The sequence below is a fragment of the Pantoea sp. EKM101V genome, assembly GCF_011800325.1.
Taxonomy (GTDB): Bacteria; Pseudomonadota; Gammaproteobacteria; order Enterobacterales; family Enterobacteriaceae; genus Pantoea; species Pantoea anthophila.
The window spans coordinates 129,553-146,615 of sequence record NZ_JAALFP010000001.1; the positions used below are offsets into that span (position 1 = coordinate 129,553).

Here is a 17,063-nt window from a genome sequence, read left to right on the forward strand (position 1 = left end):
GAGAATGACCACACTGGAAATTTGCTGCTATGGCGTGGACTGCGCCGTGACCGCACAACAGGCGGGTGCCGATCGGGTTGAACTCTGTGCCGCCCCGCGCGAAGGCGGTCTGACCCCGTCTGCGGGGATGCTGAAGGCGGCCCGTCAGGCGGTTTCGATTCCGGTTCATCCTATTGTCCGGCCACGCGGGGGCGATTTTTGTTACACCGCACGTGAATTTGAAGCGATGAAATCGGATGTGACGCTGATCCGTGAACTCGGTTTCCCGGGGCTGGTGATTGGTATGCTGGATGAAGATGCCCATATTCATCAGGGGCAGATGCGTCAGATTATGGCGCTGTGTGACGGCCTGAGCGTCACCTTTCATCGGGCCTTCGATCTCTGTCACAGCCCTAAGCGCGCCCTGGAAACATTAACCGATCTGGGAGTGGCACGGATTCTGACCTCCGGGCAGCAGCAGAGCGCCGAAAACGGAATTGCATTACTCAGGGAACTTAATGAGACCAGCACGGGTCCTACTATTATGGCGGGTGCCGGGGTACGTCTCAGCAACCTGCAAAAGTTTCTCGATATGGGCATTCGCGAAGTTCACAGCTCGGCCAGCCGCCTGATGGCCTCGCCGATGCGCTACCGCAAAGCGGGTGTTTCCATGTGTTCAGAAGCCGAAACCGACGAGTTCAGCCGCTACTGTGTCGACGGCGATGTGGTTGAGGCGATGAAAAGCGTGATGCAGATGAGCAGCGTCCGGGTCGCCTGAGCTACAACAGATTTTGCCGCGCAGCACGCCGATCATTGACGTGGTGTTTGCAAGTACCAAACCCCAGTATGCTTGCTGGGGTTCTTTTTGTCTGAAATTAAGGTTTAGGATCAAATCAGCGTCGGCTCAGGTTTTGTAAAAGCCTGAGGTTTCTTTAAACCGCACTACCTGTCTCTGACTGAATAGTCTGTACAAGTAAGGCCAGGACTATGCATTACGCGTACGAATTTCTGGCTCTCTTTGCGTCTGATAAAGGCGGATTTCAAAATTGTGTGATGATAGCTTTCACTAAAGAAATTATTAAAAAAACGGCATACAAAAACAGCGATAAGAGTGAAAGGTAATAGTAATTATCAATCCATCCAGTGAGGTTGTAGTTCATGCCTTTCAGATGCTCGGTAATAGCGACGTGTTGTCTGGGCTGAAAAATGACCTTTTTTCCTTTTCTGAGTCTTGAGAAGAAATAGGACATGCCAAACGACCCCAAAAAACCCATAGACCCATAAAACCTGTAAAGGGGTGGTAATTCAAACCTGGCATCATGGTAAAAAGATAACAAAGATTCATATTTCTCTTTGTTAATGGAAAAGATCACGAACTGTATAATGGTAATAAAGAAAGGCACAAGGGCACAGCCCATAGCGAGATAAAAAAGCCTATTTTCCATATTATTGTAACCACATATCCATAAAATAATCGTTTACTGCACTTGCAGCGGTCCCGCCGACTAGCGAACCCACTGCAGCACAGGCAACCCCCCCGGCACCAGCGGTAACTATACCTACTGCAAAGCAAACGCCCATACCAGCAGATGCACCCAGTGTGCCTCCAGCCATGCCAGAAAATGTACCACTGGCAAATTTAGCGTATTCCTTAAATGCTATCTTACTGCATTCACCTTCTCGCCCAATCTTGCAGGCATTAGCGACTTCGTTTGTGGTTCCTAAAAAGGCAAAGCCTATTCCGATATATCCTCCGGATTTTAGGAATCGCGCCGCTCTGGCTGCATTGCCTACATAGAATGAATAACCGGGAATGCCGCCCAGGCCCACCGTTGACCACTCATGCACGATTGAACGACTGGAAAGATTTAAGGCTCGCTTCAGATTTTCGTACTGTCGGAACTTAACGACAGAACGTGATAGTGATTTTAACAGTGGCTTATTGACCAGTTCTCTAAGCTGGTTTAGCAACTGATTACGCTCGAGGAAAAACTGCTGGCTGATGAGCGTTCCCTGCGAACGGAACTGATTCTGATAACTGGCCTCAATTTTCGTCAAAGTTTGCTCAATGGCTCTGAAGTATCTTTCACCGGCATCGCCTGCTGTGCTGAAAATCTTATCTCCCGCGCCAGTCAAAGCGGCAATCAGACCGTAATGCTTTTGCAGAAAACTGGCATCGTCACCATCAATCCCTGTAAAGGCGTTATTGGTCTTGTCTTTCGCCTGCCTGAGTGAATGCAACATTTGCAGGGTGATTTGAGCGGGTGTCTCTGGATCAGCGACAATCAGAATCTGCCCAGGCTTAAGATAGCGGGTATCTGCATTAAGTTTCATAAACAGGCTGACTGCTGGAGATTGAACGTCCCTGAACAATTCTCGCGCCTGGTATTCCAGTGTTCCGGGCCTCTCCACAACACAATATCCGGGGGCAATATTACGCGCCATGATTCCTTTCTCCGTTCGTTATAAACCCGACATGATGAGTAATACAGACAGACGGCAGTACCGGTATGGATAAAAAGCTGGGGTAAATATAAATAATTCCGTTAAGCAACGCAAAAGTGTTGAGCCCTGCCAGAGGCGATTCTAGCGACAGCCTGAAAATAACTGTCTGACGGTTTTCAGCCCAATACTTGCTATCCAGTTTGATACGGAATGGCTCCCTCGCTTTCCCTGCTGAATCCGGACGAGGAAAATACGTGCCGCCGCTTCAGCGTGTTTTCATATCCCTTAAAGCCGATCAGCCGGGTAGACCACCCGCACAATGCGCAGCTGTCGTTCAGATAAATTATTCACTGCCATCCGGGACTTTTACCGCAGAGACCCACGCAAACCGCCGCGCTATCCGTTACGCTTAGATCACCGCACCGCTTCAGGCATAACCCCGGGCGGCAGCTTCAATTCGTCACCGGTTGCCGCTGTTTTTCACGGCAGGGTTTACACTTACAGCAACGTTGCCCGGAACTGACCCTATGAATCGCAATCAGAGTGCCGCTCTCATCCTGTTGCTGACTGCGCTGTGCAGTGGCAGCGTGGCGGCCAGCGCATGCCGGCCGCAGAGCACAACCATCACCAACAGTAATAACCTGATTCTGCTCGGCGGCAATGCCAAAGGCGCAGTGAAGCAGGTGATTGCGGGGGAATTTGGCAAGGATGTGAATTCTCAAAAGCGTGTGCTGGGCCAGTTTGACGCCTGCGGCGACCTGACCGTGGCTGACGTCAGCTATGACAAAAATGAGCGCAACGTTATCCTCAGTATGGAGCAGCACATTGCCAGAGTGCAGGGCGGCTGGGTGGCGGAATATGCCTGGATGGTGAAAGTGCTGAAAGAGGGCAAGGAAGTCGTGGTCGACAACCGACAGGGGACGATCAACTGGCAGAAAGGGGAGCATGGCAATATCACCAGCGCCTCTGACAAATTTATCAGCATGGGAAAAAGCGGTTTTACCGACACGACCTATCGCTATGATCGCCAGTTGCGCCTGGAGAAGAGCGTGGCGCGCGGTAGCGACCCGACGACCAACGGCGAGTTTCACTATCACTGGAATCCAAAGGGACTGGTGACACGCACCACTTCCGCCCGCAGCACGGACAACTACACCTACGATCCGCAATGGCGTGAAGTGCGTCTGAACGGCACGGCCAGCACGCCGCTAAGCACGATCCGCTCGGTAGACGAGTGCCAGTCATGGGATGAGGTCGGTAACTGCACCCTGAGCTACCTGCATGAGACCGAAATTTTCACGCGCGGCACCATCGAACGCCACCTCAGTTCTGCCTATAAATATGAGTACTGGGATCAGCCTGCGGCGGAGGAGTAACGGGCGATCGGATCATCGCCCGTTGGCGGCTTATTTCACTGTCTGACTAAAGGCATCCAGCGCCAGCAGGGCGTTGGCAATATCTTCCGGTGACAGATGAGGATTCAGGTTTTTCAGCGTATCCCCCTCACTGTTGGCCAGAGCGCCCACTTTCACCAGATTCTCCCAGCTTTCATTTTCAAGATGCATCTCCCGAAGCGTGGTCGGCATGTTGATAGAGCGATAGAAACGGATGTAGCGCGCAATTTCCTCGTCCGGACGCTGCTCCAGCACCATCTGCGTCAGTGTGCCATAGGCAACTTTTTCGCCGTGGGTCAGATGATGAATTTCACCATCAATGGCGGTAAAACCATTGTGAATGGCGTGAGCGGCTGCCAGCCCGCCGTTTTCAAAGCCCAGTCCTGAGAGCAGCGTATTCGCCTCAACCACCGCTTCCACGGCGGGCGTGACCCGTTTTTCGCTCACGGCGATATAGGCGCTGTAACCCCACTTGAGCAGTGTTTCTTCGCAGGCACGGGCAATCGCCAGTCCGGCAAGGGTCGGATCGCCATTGACCATGGATTTCGCATGGGAACGCGCCACGGCCTGCGCTTCAACCCAGGTGGCCAGCCCATCGGCAATGCCAGAGGCAAAGAGTCGCGCAGGCGCACTGGCGCAGACAGCCGTATCCACCAGCACCAAATCAGGGTTTTTGCTGTAGAAGCGATAGCTCTCAAATACGCCACTGTCAGAGTAGATGACCGACAGGGCGCTGCAGGGGGCATCGGTAGAGGCAATGGTCGGCACGATGGCTACCGGCTGCTGAAGTTCGTCCGCTACCGCCTTAACCGTGTCCAGCGTTTTGCCGCCACCCAGCCCGACAATCACGTTACAACCCTGGCGCTTCGCCAGCGCACTGAGACGGGTGATCTCATTGCTGGAGGCCTCGCCGTTAAATTGCTGCCAGCTGAATTTCACTCCCGCGGACTGCAACGTCTGTTGCGTCCGTTCGCCAATCAGCTTCCAGACAACCTCATCCGCCACCAGAAAAGCCTGATCGCCCAGTTCAGTCAGCAACGTTCCCAGCTCGTCCAGTACACCTGCGCCCTGCACATATTTACGGGGTGATGAAAAAATAAATTTACTCATAATCACGTCTCCTTAATATGAATAGCCCGACCCGATCCAGCCTGGCACAATCCGCCCGGCATGGCTGGTGATCCCGCGCATTACGCTGTCAGGGCTGTTAAGCTGCCTGAACACCCCTTATCGGGAGAAACAATGGAGAATCATTATGAGCGCCACGCTCTTTTCATTTCTGTTTGCGATAACCATTCTGACGCTCACGCCTGGGTTTGACACCGCGCTGGTGCTGCGAACGGCCATTGCGCAGGGCTGGCAGCGCGCCTGGGCGACAGCGCTGGGTGTGACGCTGGGTTGTCTGCTCTGGGGGATCGCCGTCGGGCTGGGGCTGGGGGGCGCTGCTGATGGCGTCTGAGATCGCCTATAACCTGCTGAAATGGCTCGGCGCGGCCTGGCTCTGCTATCTCGGCGTCAGGTTGCTGGTCACCCCGCGCCAGCAGTCGCCTGCTGTAGCTCAGCCCGCGGTTCGGCAGCAGGGCTATCTGGCCTGCTTCAGTCGGGGATTGATGGGCAACCTGCTGAATCCAAAAGTGGGGGTCTTTTACGTCACCTTTCTGCCTCAGTTCATTCCGGCCGGAGCGTCAGTGCCGCTCTGGTGCAGCCTGATGGCGCTGGCTCACATGCTGCTGGGGCTGGTCTGGAATGCGGTGCTGATTGGCGGCAGCCACTTTTTCGCCGGTCATCTGCAAAAACCTGCGGTGCTGAAGGTAATGGATCGCCTGACCGGCTGCGTGTTTATTGGATTTGCGGCGAAACTGGCCTTGTCCCGCCGCTGAGACGTCAGGGTTTGGTGGCGACCAGCACGGCACGCAGGGGAGCGGGGTAGCCCTCAATCGTTTTGCTGGCGTCATCGGGGTCGAGAAACTCTGCCAGGGATTCGCTGGTCATCCAGTCGGTCCGGCGCTGCTCTTCCGTGGTGGTGCGGGCAAAATCAACGATCCGCACATCCATAAACCCGCTTTTTTCCAGCCAGCTCTTCAGGGCCTCGGCTGACGGAATAAAGAAGACGTTGCGCATCTGGGCATAGCGCTCGCCGGGCACCAGAACCTGATTCACATCGCCCTCAATCACCAGCGTTTCCAGCACCAGCTCGCCGCCGCTGACCAGCTGGTTTTTGAGCTGTAACAGGTGATCCAGCGGGGAACGACGATGATAGAGCACGCCCATAGAGAAGACGGTATCAAACGCCTGCAGTGCCGGTAACTGCTCGATCCCCAGTGGCAGCATGTGCGCCCGGCGATCGTCATTGAGCAGCTTGCGCACGGCTTCAAACTGCACCAGGAAGAGCTGCATCGGATCGATGCCGACCACCAGATGCGCACCGGCACCGATCATGCGCCACATGTGATAGCCGCTGCCACAGCCCACATCCAGCACGGTGCGGCCCGCCAGGGGGGAGATGTGCGGCAATACGCGCTCCCACTTCCAGTCAGATCGCCACTCAGTGTTGATGTGCGTGCCATAGAGGGAGTAAGGCCCTTTGCGCCACGGCATCAGGTTACGCAGTAATTTCTCAATGCCCTGACGATGACGATCGCTGATGTCATCACGGTCGGCGGTGACGCTGTGCAGCAGGTCCAGCTTCTGGGGCGCGAGCAGCGGCAGATACTCCAGCGACTTGTACCAGTCGCGGAAGTGACCGTGCAGGTTTTCCCGCTGCCATTCACTGATTTGAGCCGGTAATACTTCCAGCCACTTCGCCAGCGGACCTACCGCAATTTGCTGATAAAAACGGCCAAAGTCGATCATTTCAACGCCACCAGTGAACCAAAATTAAAGCACTGGAACCAGAGTTCGGCGTGCGGGAAACCGGCCTGCTTCAGGCGGGCTTTGTGGGCTTCAACGCTGTCGGTCAGCATCACATTTTCCAGCATGCTGCGCTTCTGGCTGATTTCCAGTTCGCTGTACCCGTTGGCGCGCTTGAAGTCGTGATGCATGTTAAATAACAGCTCACCGACTTCCGCATCTTCAAAACTGAACTTCTCAGACAGCACCAGCGCGCCACCCGGTTTCAGTCCCTGCCAGATTTTCGTCAGCAGCGCCAGACGCGCAGGCGGCTCCAGAAACTGTAACGTGAAGTTGAGCACCACCAGCGAGGCGTTCTCAATCACAATATCGCGGATATCCGCTTCCAGCACCGTCACCGGCGTATCGGCGCGGAAGGCATCCAGATGACGACGGCAGCGTTCCACCATCGCGGGCGAGTTATCCACCGCGATGATCTCACAACCCGGCACATGAATGTTGCGGCGCACCGACAGGGTGGCTGCACCCAGTGAGCAGCCCAGGTCATACACCCGGCTCTGCGGGGTAACAAAACGTTCTGCCAGCATGCCAATCATCGAAATGATGTTGGAATAGCCAGGCACCGAGCGCTGAATCATGTCAGGAAAGACTTCAGCCACGCGCTCGTCAAAAGTCCAGTCGCCCAGTTTTGCAATGGGCGCTGAGAAGAGTTGATCGCGGTCAGACATATCGAAAATCCGAAGAGACGACGGAAAGGGCGCTATTCTGGCAGAAAGTGGGGCAGGCTGCACCCCTTAACCCCGCCCCGCTTAATGGAGCGACAGCACCAGATCCCAGGGGAGATAGATCAGGTTAAAAATAACCATGCCGCAGAGGGAAAACAGCGTCAGCATCATGCCATATTTGCGACCGGTCATTGCGCTGTTGCGTAATCCCCAGGCGTGCAGAAACCGGCCGATGAAAAACAGCAGCGCGGTGAGATGCACCATCCAGATATCCGCGCCGTTCATCTCCATCATGACCAGCAGCAGCAGCGCCAGGGGGATGGTTTCGATGGCGTTACCGTGAATGCGAATCGCCATTTTCAGGTCGTGATAGCCGCCGTCGCCATAGGCCACGCGATAAAAACGGCGGAAACGCACGACGTCCAGCGTGAATTTCATGATCAGTAAGGCACCCAGTACCACGTATAACGCGCTTATCATTGTCACTCCGGTACGCATTCAGAAGAGGGGCTATTCTATCCAGCGTTCGGCACGCTGTCCCGTATGGCGTTTAAAACAGTGATGCCTGCTGCGGCCAGTCTGGCCCGTCACCGATGGCCGGATCGATCTGTTGCAGCTGCGGCCACAGCGCCTGCACCAGTGGAAAAACCTGGCCCATATCGGGCGTGTGCAGAAACAGCATGGCGTCACCCTGCTGCTGCCACTCGGCCAGTTTGCTGCGCCAGATCTGAAACAGCGGCACACTCTCTTCCACGCTGTCGCTGCCGATAAAGCGCACCATCGGCTGTGAACCGGTGCGCAGCGCGTGGGGCGGCACCCGCGGCTTCTGCGCGCGGGCGGCCAGCGCGGCCGGACTCTGTGAGGTGGAAGCATGCACCGGACGGCTGTCGAGCATCACGCGATTGATGCCGCGTGCCAGCAGGCCGCGGTTCAGCGCCCGCTCCGCCTCGCCTTTGGCAAAGAACGCGGGATGGCGCACCTCTACCCCGTAGTGAAAACGGCGCGGCAGGCTGTCGAGAAAACGCCACAGGTCATCGAGCTGCGGCGGGGAGAAGCTGGCAGGCAGCTGCAGCCAGTACTGACCGATGCGATCGGCCAGCGGCTCCATCAGGCGCAGAAAATCGGTCAGCAGATCGTCGCTGTGCTGCAGCGCCGCCTGATGGCTGATGGTGTTGGGAAACTTAAAGCAGAAGCGAAATGCCTCATGCGTCATGTCGCGCCAGCGCATCACCGTTTCAGCATTTGGCAGCGCATACAGCGTGGTGTTTCCCTCCACACAATGGAAATAGCGGGCATAGTCCGCCAGGCTTTCAATGCCCCAGCGTTTCCAGTGAGAGTGCTGCCACTGGGGCAGGCCAATACGCAGTGTCACGCGCGCTCCTCGCGGCCGGTTAAGATACCCTATTATCTGTCAGGCTCAGGCAGGGGGGCAAATGCACAGAGGAAATCGGTGCTTTGGCGCGGATATGTTTATCCTGCCTGGCTTTTTCCATTATAATGGCCGCCATTTTTGCGACAGCATCGCATCAGGTAACGCGGCCGGATGCTGTCAGCTGCAGCGGCGAAGTTAAAAGGATAGTGTTATGCGTACAGAATATTGCGGACAGCTCAATCTGTCTCATGTGGGTCAGCAAGTCACGCTTTGCGGCTGGGTAAACCGCCGTCGCGATCTGGGCAGTCTGATTTTTATCGACATGCGCGATCGTGAAGGCATCGTACAGGTGTTCTTCGATCCCGATCGTCAGGACGCGTTTAAGCTGGCTTCTGAACTGCGTAACGAATTCTGCATCCAGATTACCGGTACCGTGCGTGCGCGTGATGAGAAGAACAAAAACAGCGACATGGCAACCGGTGAAGTGGAAGTGTTCGCCCAGGAACTGACCATCATCAACCGCTCTGAACCCCTGCCGCTGGACTCTAATCAGACCAACAGCGAAGAAGCGCGCCTGAAGTATCGCTATCTGGATCTGCGTCGCCCGGAGATGGTGGCTCGTCTGAAAACCCGCGCCCGCATCACCAGCTTTGTGCGTCGCTTTATGGATGACGAAGGCTTCCTGGATATTGAAACCCCGATGCTGACTAAAGCGACACCGGAAGGTGCGCGTGACTATCTGGTGCCAAGCCGGGTTCACAAAGGGAAATTCTATGCACTGCCGCAGTCACCTCAGCTGTTCAAACAGCTGCTGATGATGTCCGGTTTTGACCGCTACTATCAGATCGTGAAATGCTTCCGCGATGAAGATTTACGTGCCGATCGTCAGCCTGAATTTACCCAGATCGATGTTGAAACCTCATTCATGACCGCGCCACAGGTGCGTGAAACCATGGAGCGTCTGATTCGCAACCTGTGGCTGGACGTCAAGGGGGTGGATCTCGGTGAGTTCCCGCAGATGACCTTTGCGGAAGCGATGCACCGCTACGGCTCCGACAAGCCAGACCTGCGTAACCCGATGGAGCTGGTGGACGTAGGCGACCTGCTGAAAAACGTCGAATTCCAGGTCTTCTCTGGCCCGGCCAACGATGAAAAAGGCCGCGTCGCCGCGCTGCGCGTGCCGACCGGTGCACAGCTGAGCCGTAAGCAGATTGATGAGTATGGCAAGTTTGTCGAGATTTACGGCGCGAAAGGCCTGGCGTGGATGAAGGTCAATGTCCGTGCCGATGGACTGGAGGGCGTGCAGAGCCCGGTTGCCAAATTCCTGAATGCGGAGATCGTTGAGGGCATCCTGAGCCGTACCGGCGCGCAGGATGGCGACATCATCTTCTTTGGTGCTGACCGCGCTAAAGTAGTGGCTGACGCACTGGGTGCCCTGCGCCTGAAAATCGGTCGCGAGCTGAATCTCACCGACGAGAACGCCTGGGCACCGCTGTGGGTAATCGACTTCCCGATGTTCGAAGAGGACGAGGAGGGCGGTCTGGCCGCGATGCACCATCCGTTCACGGCGCCAAAAGAGATGAGCGCCGAAGAGCTGGCGGCCGATCCGACCCGTGCCGTGGCGAACGCCTACGACATGGTGATCAACGGTTACGAAGTGGGCGGCGGTTCTGTGCGTATCCACAACGGCAACATGCAGCAGACGGTGTTCAGCATTCTGGGTATTGAAGAGCACGAGCAGCGTGAGAAGTTTGGCTTCCTGCTGGACGCGCTGAAGTTCGGTACGCCGCCGCATGCAGGCCTGGCGTTTGGTCTGGACCGTCTGACCATGCTGCTGACCGGCACCGACAACATCCGTGACGTGATCGCCTTCCCGAAAACCACGGCAGCCGCCTGTATGATGACCGAAGCGCCAAGCGAAGCGAACCCGGCTTCCCTGCTGGAGCTGGGCATTCAGGTGGTTAAAAAAGAAAAGCCTGAGAATAAATAATGGGCTATAAACACCCGGTTTCAGTGCTGGTAGTGATTTCGGCGCGTGATACTGGCCGGGTGTTGATGCTGCAGCGGCGTGACGATCCCGCGTTCTGGCAGTCGGTCACCGGCAGCCTGGAGCCGGGTGAGTCTCCGCTGGCGACCGCCTGTCGCGAAGTGAATGAAGAGGTCGGTATTGATGTGCTGGCTGAGCGTCTGGAGATGGAAGATTGTCAGCGTCAAATCGACTTTGAAATCTTTCCCCATTTCCGCCATCGCTATGCACCGGATGTCACCCATAATCACGAGCACTGGTTTCGCCTGCAACTGCCAGCGGAGCGCGATGTGAGGCTGACCGAACATCTGGCCTTTCGCTGGCTGGCAGCGACGGAGGCGGCAGCATTGACCCGTTCATGGAGTAACCGCCAGGCAATCGAAGAGTTCGCCTGAAACCTGTCGCCGCACGCTATTCCGGCGACGGAGAGATGATAAGTTGAGTCTGGTGAGTGTTAACACAACGACACCACACTATTAAACAGTCGGGCGTCATCGCCGCCGCGACAATGTTCCCCGCCAGCAAGAGGGCACCCGCGTCAGGTTGACCGCGAGGATGACGCGCAGGCTCGCCCGTCACGGGCTGACAGGTTACGACCTGTATGAGCTACGCCGGAGGACAGGATCGCAGCCAGATCGCCCGCACCCTGTAAAAGATCGGAGAGAAGAGAAAATGGCAGGACACAGTAAGTGGGCTAACACCAAACACCGTAAGGCGGCGCAGGATGCGAAGCGCGGCAAAATCTTCACCAAAATCATTCGTGAACTGGTGACGGCAGCCAAGCTGGGCGGCGGCGATCCGGGGTCTAACCCCCGTCTGCGTGCGGCGATGGATAAAGCACTGTCTAACAACATGACGCGTGACACCATGGATCGCGCCATCGCGCGCGGTGTGGGCGGCGATGACAACGCCAACATGGAAACCATCATCTATGAAGGTTACGGTCCGGGTGGCTCCGCCATTATGATTGAATGCCTCAGTGACAACCGCAACCGTACCGTTGGCGAAGTGCGTCACGCCTTCACCAAAACCGGCGGCAACCTGGGAACTGACGGCTCCGTGGCCTACCTGTTTAACAAAAAAGGCGTCATCTCCTATGCGCCAGGCCAGGATGAAGATGCGGTCATGGAAGCGGCGCTGGAAGCGGGTGCTGAAGATGTGGTTAGCTACGACGATGGCGCGATTGATGTCTTCACCGCATGGGAAGAGATGGGCAGCGTGCGTGATGCACTGGAAGCCGTCGGCCTGAAAGCGGATACCGCAGAAGTGTCGATGATCCCGACCACCAAAGCGGAAATGGATGCGGAAACCGCACCGAAACTGCTGCGTCTGATCGACATGCTGGAAGACTGCGACGATGTGCAGGAGGTTTATCACAACGGTGAAATCTCCGACGAGGTGGCGGAAACGCTGTAATGGCGTTGGCCATCACCGCTTCAACCGGAGAGGCGTAATGTCGATTATCCTGGGTATCGATCCCGGCTCACGCATCACCGGTTATGGGGTTATTCGTCAGACTGGCCGCCAGCTCACCTACCTGGGCAGCGGCTGTATCCGCACCAACACCGCCGAGCTTCCCGCCCGCCTGAAGCTGATTTATGCGGGCGTCTGCGAAATCATCACCCAGTTCGCACCCGACTACTTCGCCATTGAACAGGTGTTTATGGCAAAGAATGCTGACTCGGCGCTGAAGCTGGGTCAGGCTCGCGGTGCGGCGATTGTTGCAGCGGTCAACCACGACCTGCCGGTGTTTGAATATGCCGCCCGTCAGGTTAAGCAGACGGTGGTTGGGATCGGCAGCGCCGAGAAAAGCCAGGTGCAGCACATGGTGCGGACCCTGCTGAAGTTACCGGCAAACCCGCAGGCGGATGCCGCTGATGCCCTGGCCATTGCGATTACGCACTGTCACGTGGCACAGAATGCGACGCGGATGAGTGACAGCAAGCTGGTACTCACGCGCGGACGATTGCGATCCGGTTAACGGCCGCGGCACCGTCTCACTCTCAGGCTGGATATTCATCCAGCCTTTTTTATGTTATAAAATCCGCCACATTCGTAAGTTAAGGAAGCATTCAGGTGATAGGTCGTTTACGGGGCAACATTCTGGAAAAGCAGCCGCCACTGGTGCTGCTTGAGGCACACGGCGTCGGCTATGAAATTTACATGCCTATGACCTGTTTTTATGAGCTGCCTGAACTTCAGCACGAAGCGGTGATTTTTACCCACTTTGTGGTGCGCGAAGATGCCCAGCTGCTGTTTGGTTTTAACAGCAAGCAGGAGCGCACGCTGTTCCGCGAACTGATCAAAGTGAATGGCGTCGGGCCAAAACTGGCGCTGGCGATCCTCTCCGGCATGTCGGCGCAGCAGTTTGTGACCGCGGTGGAAAAAGAGGAGATCGCGTCGCTGGTGAAACTGCCCGGCGTGGGTAAAAAGACCGCCGAGCGTCTGGTAGTGGAGATGAAGGACCGCTTTAAAGGGATGCACGGCGACCTGTTTGGCGGTGATTCAGCCTTTACACTCACCACGCCAGGGCCGGAAGCGGACACCAACGATGCGGAAGCGGAAGCGGTTGCAGCGCTGGTATCGCTGGGTTATAAACCGCAGGAAGCGAGCCGTATGATCAGTAAAGTCGGTCGACCGGATGCGGATTGTGAAACCCTGATCCGCGAAGCGCTACGCGCCGCCATTTGAGGTAAGTGATGATAGAAGCCGACCGTCTGGTCTCCGCTGCCAGCGTTAACGAAGAAGAGATTATCGATCGCGCCATCCGGCCAAAACTGCTGAATGAGTATGTCGGACAGCCACAGGTGCGTGAGCAGATGGAGATTTTCATTAAGGCTGCGCAGCTGCGCGGTGATGCGCTTGATCATCTGCTGATCTTCGGTCCGCCGGGGCTGGGTAAAACCACCCTGGCGAACATCGTCGCTAACGAGATGGGCGTTAACCTGCGCACCACCTCGGGCCCGGTACTGGAAAAAGCCGGGGATCTGGCGGCGATGCTGACCAACCTTGAGCCGCACGACGTGCTGTTCATTGATGAAATCCACCGCCTCTCGCCGGTCGTGGAAGAGGTGCTCTATCCGGCGATGGAAGATTATCAGCTGGATATCATGATTGGTGAAGGCCCGGCAGCCCGTTCGATTAAGCTCGACCTGCCGCCGTTTACCCTGATTGGTGCTACTACCCGTGCCGGCTCACTGACCTCGCCACTGCGCGACCGCTTTGGCATTGTGCAGCGACTGGAGTTCTATCAGGTTAAGGATCTGCAGCACATCGTGGGCCGCAGCGCCGCCTGTCTCGGTCTGGCGCTGAGTGATGACGGTGCGTTAGAGATTGCCCGCCGCGCCCGCGGCACGCCGCGTATCGCCAACCGTCTGCTGCGCCGGGTTCGTGACTTCGCCGAAGTCCGGGCCAACGGCGAGATGAGCGGTGAAGTCTCCTGCAGTGCGCTTGATATGCTCAATGTGGACAGCGAAGGTTTTGACTATATGGACCGCAAGCTGCTGCTGGCCATTATCGATAAGTTTATGGGTGGGCCGGTCGGACTGGACAACCTGGCGGCCGCCATCGGTGAAGAGCGCGAAACCATCGAAGATGTGATTGAACCCTTCCTGATTCAGCAGGGCTTCATTCAGCGCACACCGCGTGGCCGTCTCGCCACGCAGCATGCTTATCGTCACTTCGGCATTACGCGCGAAGATTAAACGGCGGGCTTGCGCACCATGCTGAAGATAAACAGGATGGCGGCGCACAGCACCACTGACGGGCCGGCTGGCGTATCATAGAACGCGGAGAAGGTCAGCCCGCCGGTTACAGCGATGACCCCGATCACCACCGCGACGGCTGCCATGCCTTCCGGCGAACGAACAAAACGCCGGGCGGTCGCCGCCGGTATGATCAGCAGCGACGTGATAATCAGCGCCCCCACGAACTTCATCGCGACGCCGATGGTCAGTGCGGTGATAAGCATCAGGATCAGCCGGGTGCGCTGAATATTGACGCCATCTACCTGCGCCAGCTCCGGGCTGATGGTCATCGACAGCAGCGATCGCCACTGCCATGCCATCACCAGCAGCACGACCACCACGCCACCGCCCATCATCCAGAGATCGTCTGGCGTCACCGCCAGCAGATCGCCGAACAGATAGGCCATCAGATCGACGCGCACATTCTTCATCAGGCTGACGACCACCAGACCCAGTGACAGCGCGCTGTGCGCCATGATCCCCAGCAACGTGTCGATCGCCAGATGGGGGCGCCGTTCCAGCCAGACCAGACCCAGCGCCAGGCAGACCGTCACCAGAATGACCGCGTAATAGGGATTAACGTTAAACAGCAGGCCAAACGCGACGCCGAGCAGGGAGGCGTGTGCCAGAGTGTCACCGAAGTAGGACATCTTGCGCCAGACGACAAACGAACCCAGCGGGCCGGCAGCCAGCGCTAACATCACGCCGCCTATCCAGCCCGGTAATAACAACTCAATCATGATGAACTCTGTCCTTTGCGTAAAACGATACGTCCCTGAAGGTCGTGACGGTGATTATGATGGTGACGGTAGATCGCCAGCTCCTGCGCACCGCGCGGACCAAACATGGCGATAAATTCGGGATGCTGTGACACCGCTTCGGGGGTACCGGAACAGCAGATGTGGTGATTCAGGCAGAGCACTTCATCGGTTTTGGCCATCACCAGGTGAAGGTCGTGAGAGACCATCATCACGCCGCAGTTCAGTTCAACGCGCAGCTGATTGATCAGATCATAGAGGGCGACCTGACCGTTGACATCCACCCCCTGCGTCGGCTCGTCCAGCACCAGCAGCTGAGGCTGGTTGAGCAGGGCGCGCGCCAGCAGCACACGCTGCGTTTCGCCGCCCGAGAGTTTCTGCAGCGGCGCGTTGAGTAAGTGGCCCGCCTGCACGCGTTTCAGGGCGGGGAGGATCTCCGCCTGTTTACTGCCGCGGGTCAGACGCATAAAGCGTTCGACGGTCACCGGCAGCGTTGGATCGATATGCAGTTTCTGTGGCACATAGCCAATACGCAGATCGGCATGGCGCTGAACCGTCCCGCTGGTGGGGGCGAGCAAACCCAGCACCACACGGACGAGCGTAGACTTACCGGCGCCGTTAGGCCCGAGCAGGGTGAGAATACGGCCAGGCTGCAACGCCAGGCTGACGCCCGATAAGACATTGCGCTGGTTAAATTTTATCGAAACGTTATCAAGTGTGACAAGTGAGGTCATAGTATTTACAGGTTGCACAGAATTTCGAATGTTATAATATCACATTCCACTTCATGGTCACGATGGAATGACGCAATATGTTACATAATAAAAAAGGCGCAATTTTCGCCTTATCGGCCCTCGCTGTTTCAGCTTCGTTAACCCTTCCTGCACAGGCAAACGTCGTCGCCTCATTAAAACCGGTCGGTTTTATCGCCGCAGCCATTGCCGATGGTGTTACCCCGGTTGATGTTCTGCTGCCAGATGGTGCCTCTGAACACGATTATGCCCTGCGCCCCTCTGATGCAAAACGCTTAAAAAACGCGGACTTAGTCGTCTGGGTTGGCCCTGAAATGGAAGCGTTTATGGCGAAGTCTGCATCTGAACTTCCGGCCAAAAAAAATCTCGCTATGGTCGACATCGACGGCGTAAAACCGTTATTGATTAGCGGCGGTGAAGATGAAGATGAACACGCAGCGGAAAATTCTGAAGAACAGGATGCCGGTGCCCATCACCATCATCACGGTGAGTTTAATATGCACCTGTGGTTGTCGCCAGAGATCGCGCGCAAGACCGCGGTTGCAATCCATGGAAAATTATTGGAACTTATGCCGCAAGATAAAGCCAAACTTGACGCCAACCTCCAGCAGTTTGAGGTAGCGTTGGCAGACACGGACAAACGCGTTAGCGCACAACTTGCTCCGGTCAGAAATAAAGGATATTTCGTTTTTCACGACGCTTACACGTACTTTGAAAAGCACTACGGTCTCTCGCCTGCCGGGCATTTTACCGTGAATCCTGAAATTCAGCCGGGCGCACAGCGTTTACACCAGATACGAACACAGTTGGTTGAGCAAAAGGCGGTCTGCGTCTTTGCTGAGCCACAATTCAGGCCAGCAGTCATCGATGCTGTTGCCCGCGGAACGCAGGTGCATAAAGGCACGCTCGACCCGCTGGGGACAGACATCAGTCTGGCAAAAGACAGCTATGTGAAATTCCTCTCACAGCTGTCGGGCCAGTATGAAAGCTGCCTGAAAGGAGCATGAGGAATAGGT

At 56.3% G+C, this 17,063-nt stretch carries 17 protein-coding genes and 1 pseudogene; 10 read left to right on the top strand and 8 right to left on the bottom strand.

What is annotated here, in order from left to right:
- Nucleotides 1-4 precede the first annotated feature (4 nt).
- Nucleotides 5-757 carry a copper homeostasis protein CutC gene (gene cutC / locus HFD92_RS00675; RefSeq protein WP_111207748.1) on the top strand — a complete coding sequence of 251 codons (753 nt, stop codon included), beginning with the start codon at nucleotides 5-7 and terminating at the stop codon, nucleotides 755-757.
- Nucleotides 758-1,425: 668 nt separating this feature from the next.
- Here cutC and HFD92_RS00680 read toward each other — a convergent pair.
- Nucleotides 1,426-2,424, bottom strand: coding sequence for a hypothetical protein (locus HFD92_RS00680; protein WP_046101997.1), 999 nt, complete (start codon nucleotides 2,422-2,424; stop codon nucleotides 1,426-1,428).
- Nucleotides 2,425-2,951: 527 nt separating this feature from the next.
- On the opposite strand from HFD92_RS00680, the gene HFD92_RS00685 reads away from it, so the two are divergent.
- Complete coding sequence (locus HFD92_RS00685; protein ID WP_167428098.1) at nucleotides 2,952-3,800, top strand: hypothetical protein; 849 nt, start codon at nucleotides 2,952-2,954, stop codon at nucleotides 3,798-3,800.
- Nucleotides 3,801-3,830: 30 nt separating this feature from the next.
- Here HFD92_RS00685 and HFD92_RS00690 read toward each other — a convergent pair whose 3' ends face one another.
- Complete coding sequence (locus HFD92_RS00690; protein ID WP_009089706.1) at nucleotides 3,831-4,928, bottom strand: glycerol dehydrogenase; 1,098 nt, start codon at nucleotides 4,926-4,928, stop codon at nucleotides 3,831-3,833.
- Nucleotides 4,929-5,073: 145 nt separating this feature from the next.
- Between HFD92_RS00690 and HFD92_RS00695 the strand changes: the two are divergent.
- A pseudogene (locus tag HFD92_RS00695) lies at nucleotides 5,074-5,698 on the top strand (LysE family translocator).
- Nucleotides 5,699-5,702: 4 nt separating this feature from the next.
- Here the strand turns inward: HFD92_RS00695 and cmoB are convergent.
- From cmoB to HFD92_RS00715, 4 genes are all read right to left on the bottom strand, one after another.
- Nucleotides 5,703-6,671, bottom strand: coding sequence for a tRNA 5-methoxyuridine(34)/uridine 5-oxyacetic acid(34) synthase CmoB (gene cmoB / locus HFD92_RS00700; protein WP_167428099.1), 969 nt, complete (start codon nucleotides 6,669-6,671; stop codon nucleotides 5,703-5,705).
- A complete protein-coding gene (cmoA, locus tag HFD92_RS00705) occupies nucleotides 6,668-7,396 on the bottom strand; it encodes a carboxy-S-adenosyl-L-methionine synthase CmoA (RefSeq protein WP_167428100.1) in 729 nt (242 codons plus the stop codon). The genes cmoB and cmoA overlap by 4 nt, the downstream gene beginning before the upstream one ends.
- 81 nt (nucleotides 7,397-7,477) lie before the next feature.
- Nucleotides 7,478-7,873: an MAPEG family protein gene (locus tag HFD92_RS00710; protein WP_167428101.1), complete on the bottom strand. Its 396-nt coding sequence runs from the start codon at nucleotides 7,871-7,873 to the stop codon at nucleotides 7,478-7,480.
- 70 nt (nucleotides 7,874-7,943) lie between these two features.
- A complete protein-coding gene (locus HFD92_RS00715) occupies nucleotides 7,944-8,765 on the bottom strand; it encodes a DUF72 domain-containing protein (RefSeq protein ID WP_009089716.1) in 822 nt (273 codons plus the stop codon).
- Nucleotides 8,766-8,976: 211 nt separating this feature from the next.
- Between HFD92_RS00715 and aspS the strand changes: the two genes are divergently transcribed.
- From aspS to ruvB, 6 genes are all read left to right on the top strand, one after another.
- A complete protein-coding gene (gene aspS, locus HFD92_RS00720) occupies nucleotides 8,977-10,755 on the top strand; it encodes an aspartate--tRNA ligase (protein ID WP_167428102.1) in 1,779 nt (592 codons plus the stop codon).
- Nucleotides 10,755-11,186 carry a dihydroneopterin triphosphate diphosphatase gene (gene nudB / locus HFD92_RS00725; protein WP_167428103.1) on the top strand — a complete coding sequence of 144 codons (432 nt, stop codon included), beginning with the start codon at nucleotides 10,755-10,757 and terminating at the stop codon, nucleotides 11,184-11,186. Before aspS ends, nudB begins: the two co-directional genes overlap by 1 nt.
- A 277-nt stretch (nucleotides 11,187-11,463) precedes the next feature.
- Nucleotides 11,464-12,207: a YebC/PmpR family DNA-binding transcriptional regulator gene (locus HFD92_RS00730; protein ID WP_009089723.1), complete on the top strand. Its 744-nt coding sequence runs from the start codon at nucleotides 11,464-11,466 to the stop codon at nucleotides 12,205-12,207.
- A 37-nt stretch (nucleotides 12,208-12,244) separates the two neighbouring features.
- On the top strand, nucleotides 12,245-12,772 hold the full coding sequence (gene ruvC / locus HFD92_RS00735; RefSeq protein WP_009089725.1) for a crossover junction endodeoxyribonuclease RuvC: 528 nt from the start codon (nucleotides 12,245-12,247) through the stop codon (nucleotides 12,770-12,772).
- 95 nt (nucleotides 12,773-12,867) lie between these two features.
- Nucleotides 12,868-13,482, top strand: coding sequence for a Holliday junction branch migration protein RuvA (gene ruvA, locus HFD92_RS00740; RefSeq protein ID WP_009089727.1), 615 nt, complete (start codon nucleotides 12,868-12,870; stop codon nucleotides 13,480-13,482).
- Nucleotides 13,483-13,490: 8 nt separating this feature from the next.
- On the top strand, nucleotides 13,491-14,495 hold the full coding sequence (gene ruvB, locus HFD92_RS00745) for a Holliday junction branch migration DNA helicase RuvB (RefSeq protein ID WP_009089728.1): 1,005 nt from the start codon (nucleotides 13,491-13,493) through the stop codon (nucleotides 14,493-14,495).
- Here ruvB and znuB read toward each other — a convergent pair.
- Nucleotides 14,492-15,277 carry a zinc ABC transporter permease subunit ZnuB gene (znuB, locus tag HFD92_RS00750; RefSeq protein ID WP_009089730.1) on the bottom strand — a complete coding sequence of 262 codons (786 nt, stop codon included), beginning with the start codon at nucleotides 15,275-15,277 and terminating at the stop codon, nucleotides 14,492-14,494. The genes ruvB and znuB overlap by 4 nt on opposite strands.
- Nucleotides 15,274-16,029 (bottom strand): zinc ABC transporter ATP-binding protein ZnuC, encoded by a 756-nt coding sequence (gene znuC, locus HFD92_RS00755; protein ID WP_009089732.1) that lies wholly within the window; start codon nucleotides 16,027-16,029, stop codon nucleotides 15,274-15,276. The genes znuB and znuC overlap by 4 nt, the downstream gene beginning before the upstream one ends.
- A gap of 77 nt (nucleotides 16,030-16,106) precedes the next feature.
- Here znuC and znuA point away from each other — a divergent pair, with 77 nt between their 5' ends.
- Nucleotides 16,107-17,054: a zinc ABC transporter substrate-binding protein ZnuA gene (gene znuA / locus HFD92_RS00760; RefSeq protein WP_167428104.1), complete on the top strand. Its 948-nt coding sequence runs from the start codon at nucleotides 16,107-16,109 to the stop codon at nucleotides 17,052-17,054.
- The last annotated feature ends 9 nt before the right edge of the window (nucleotides 17,055-17,063 follow it).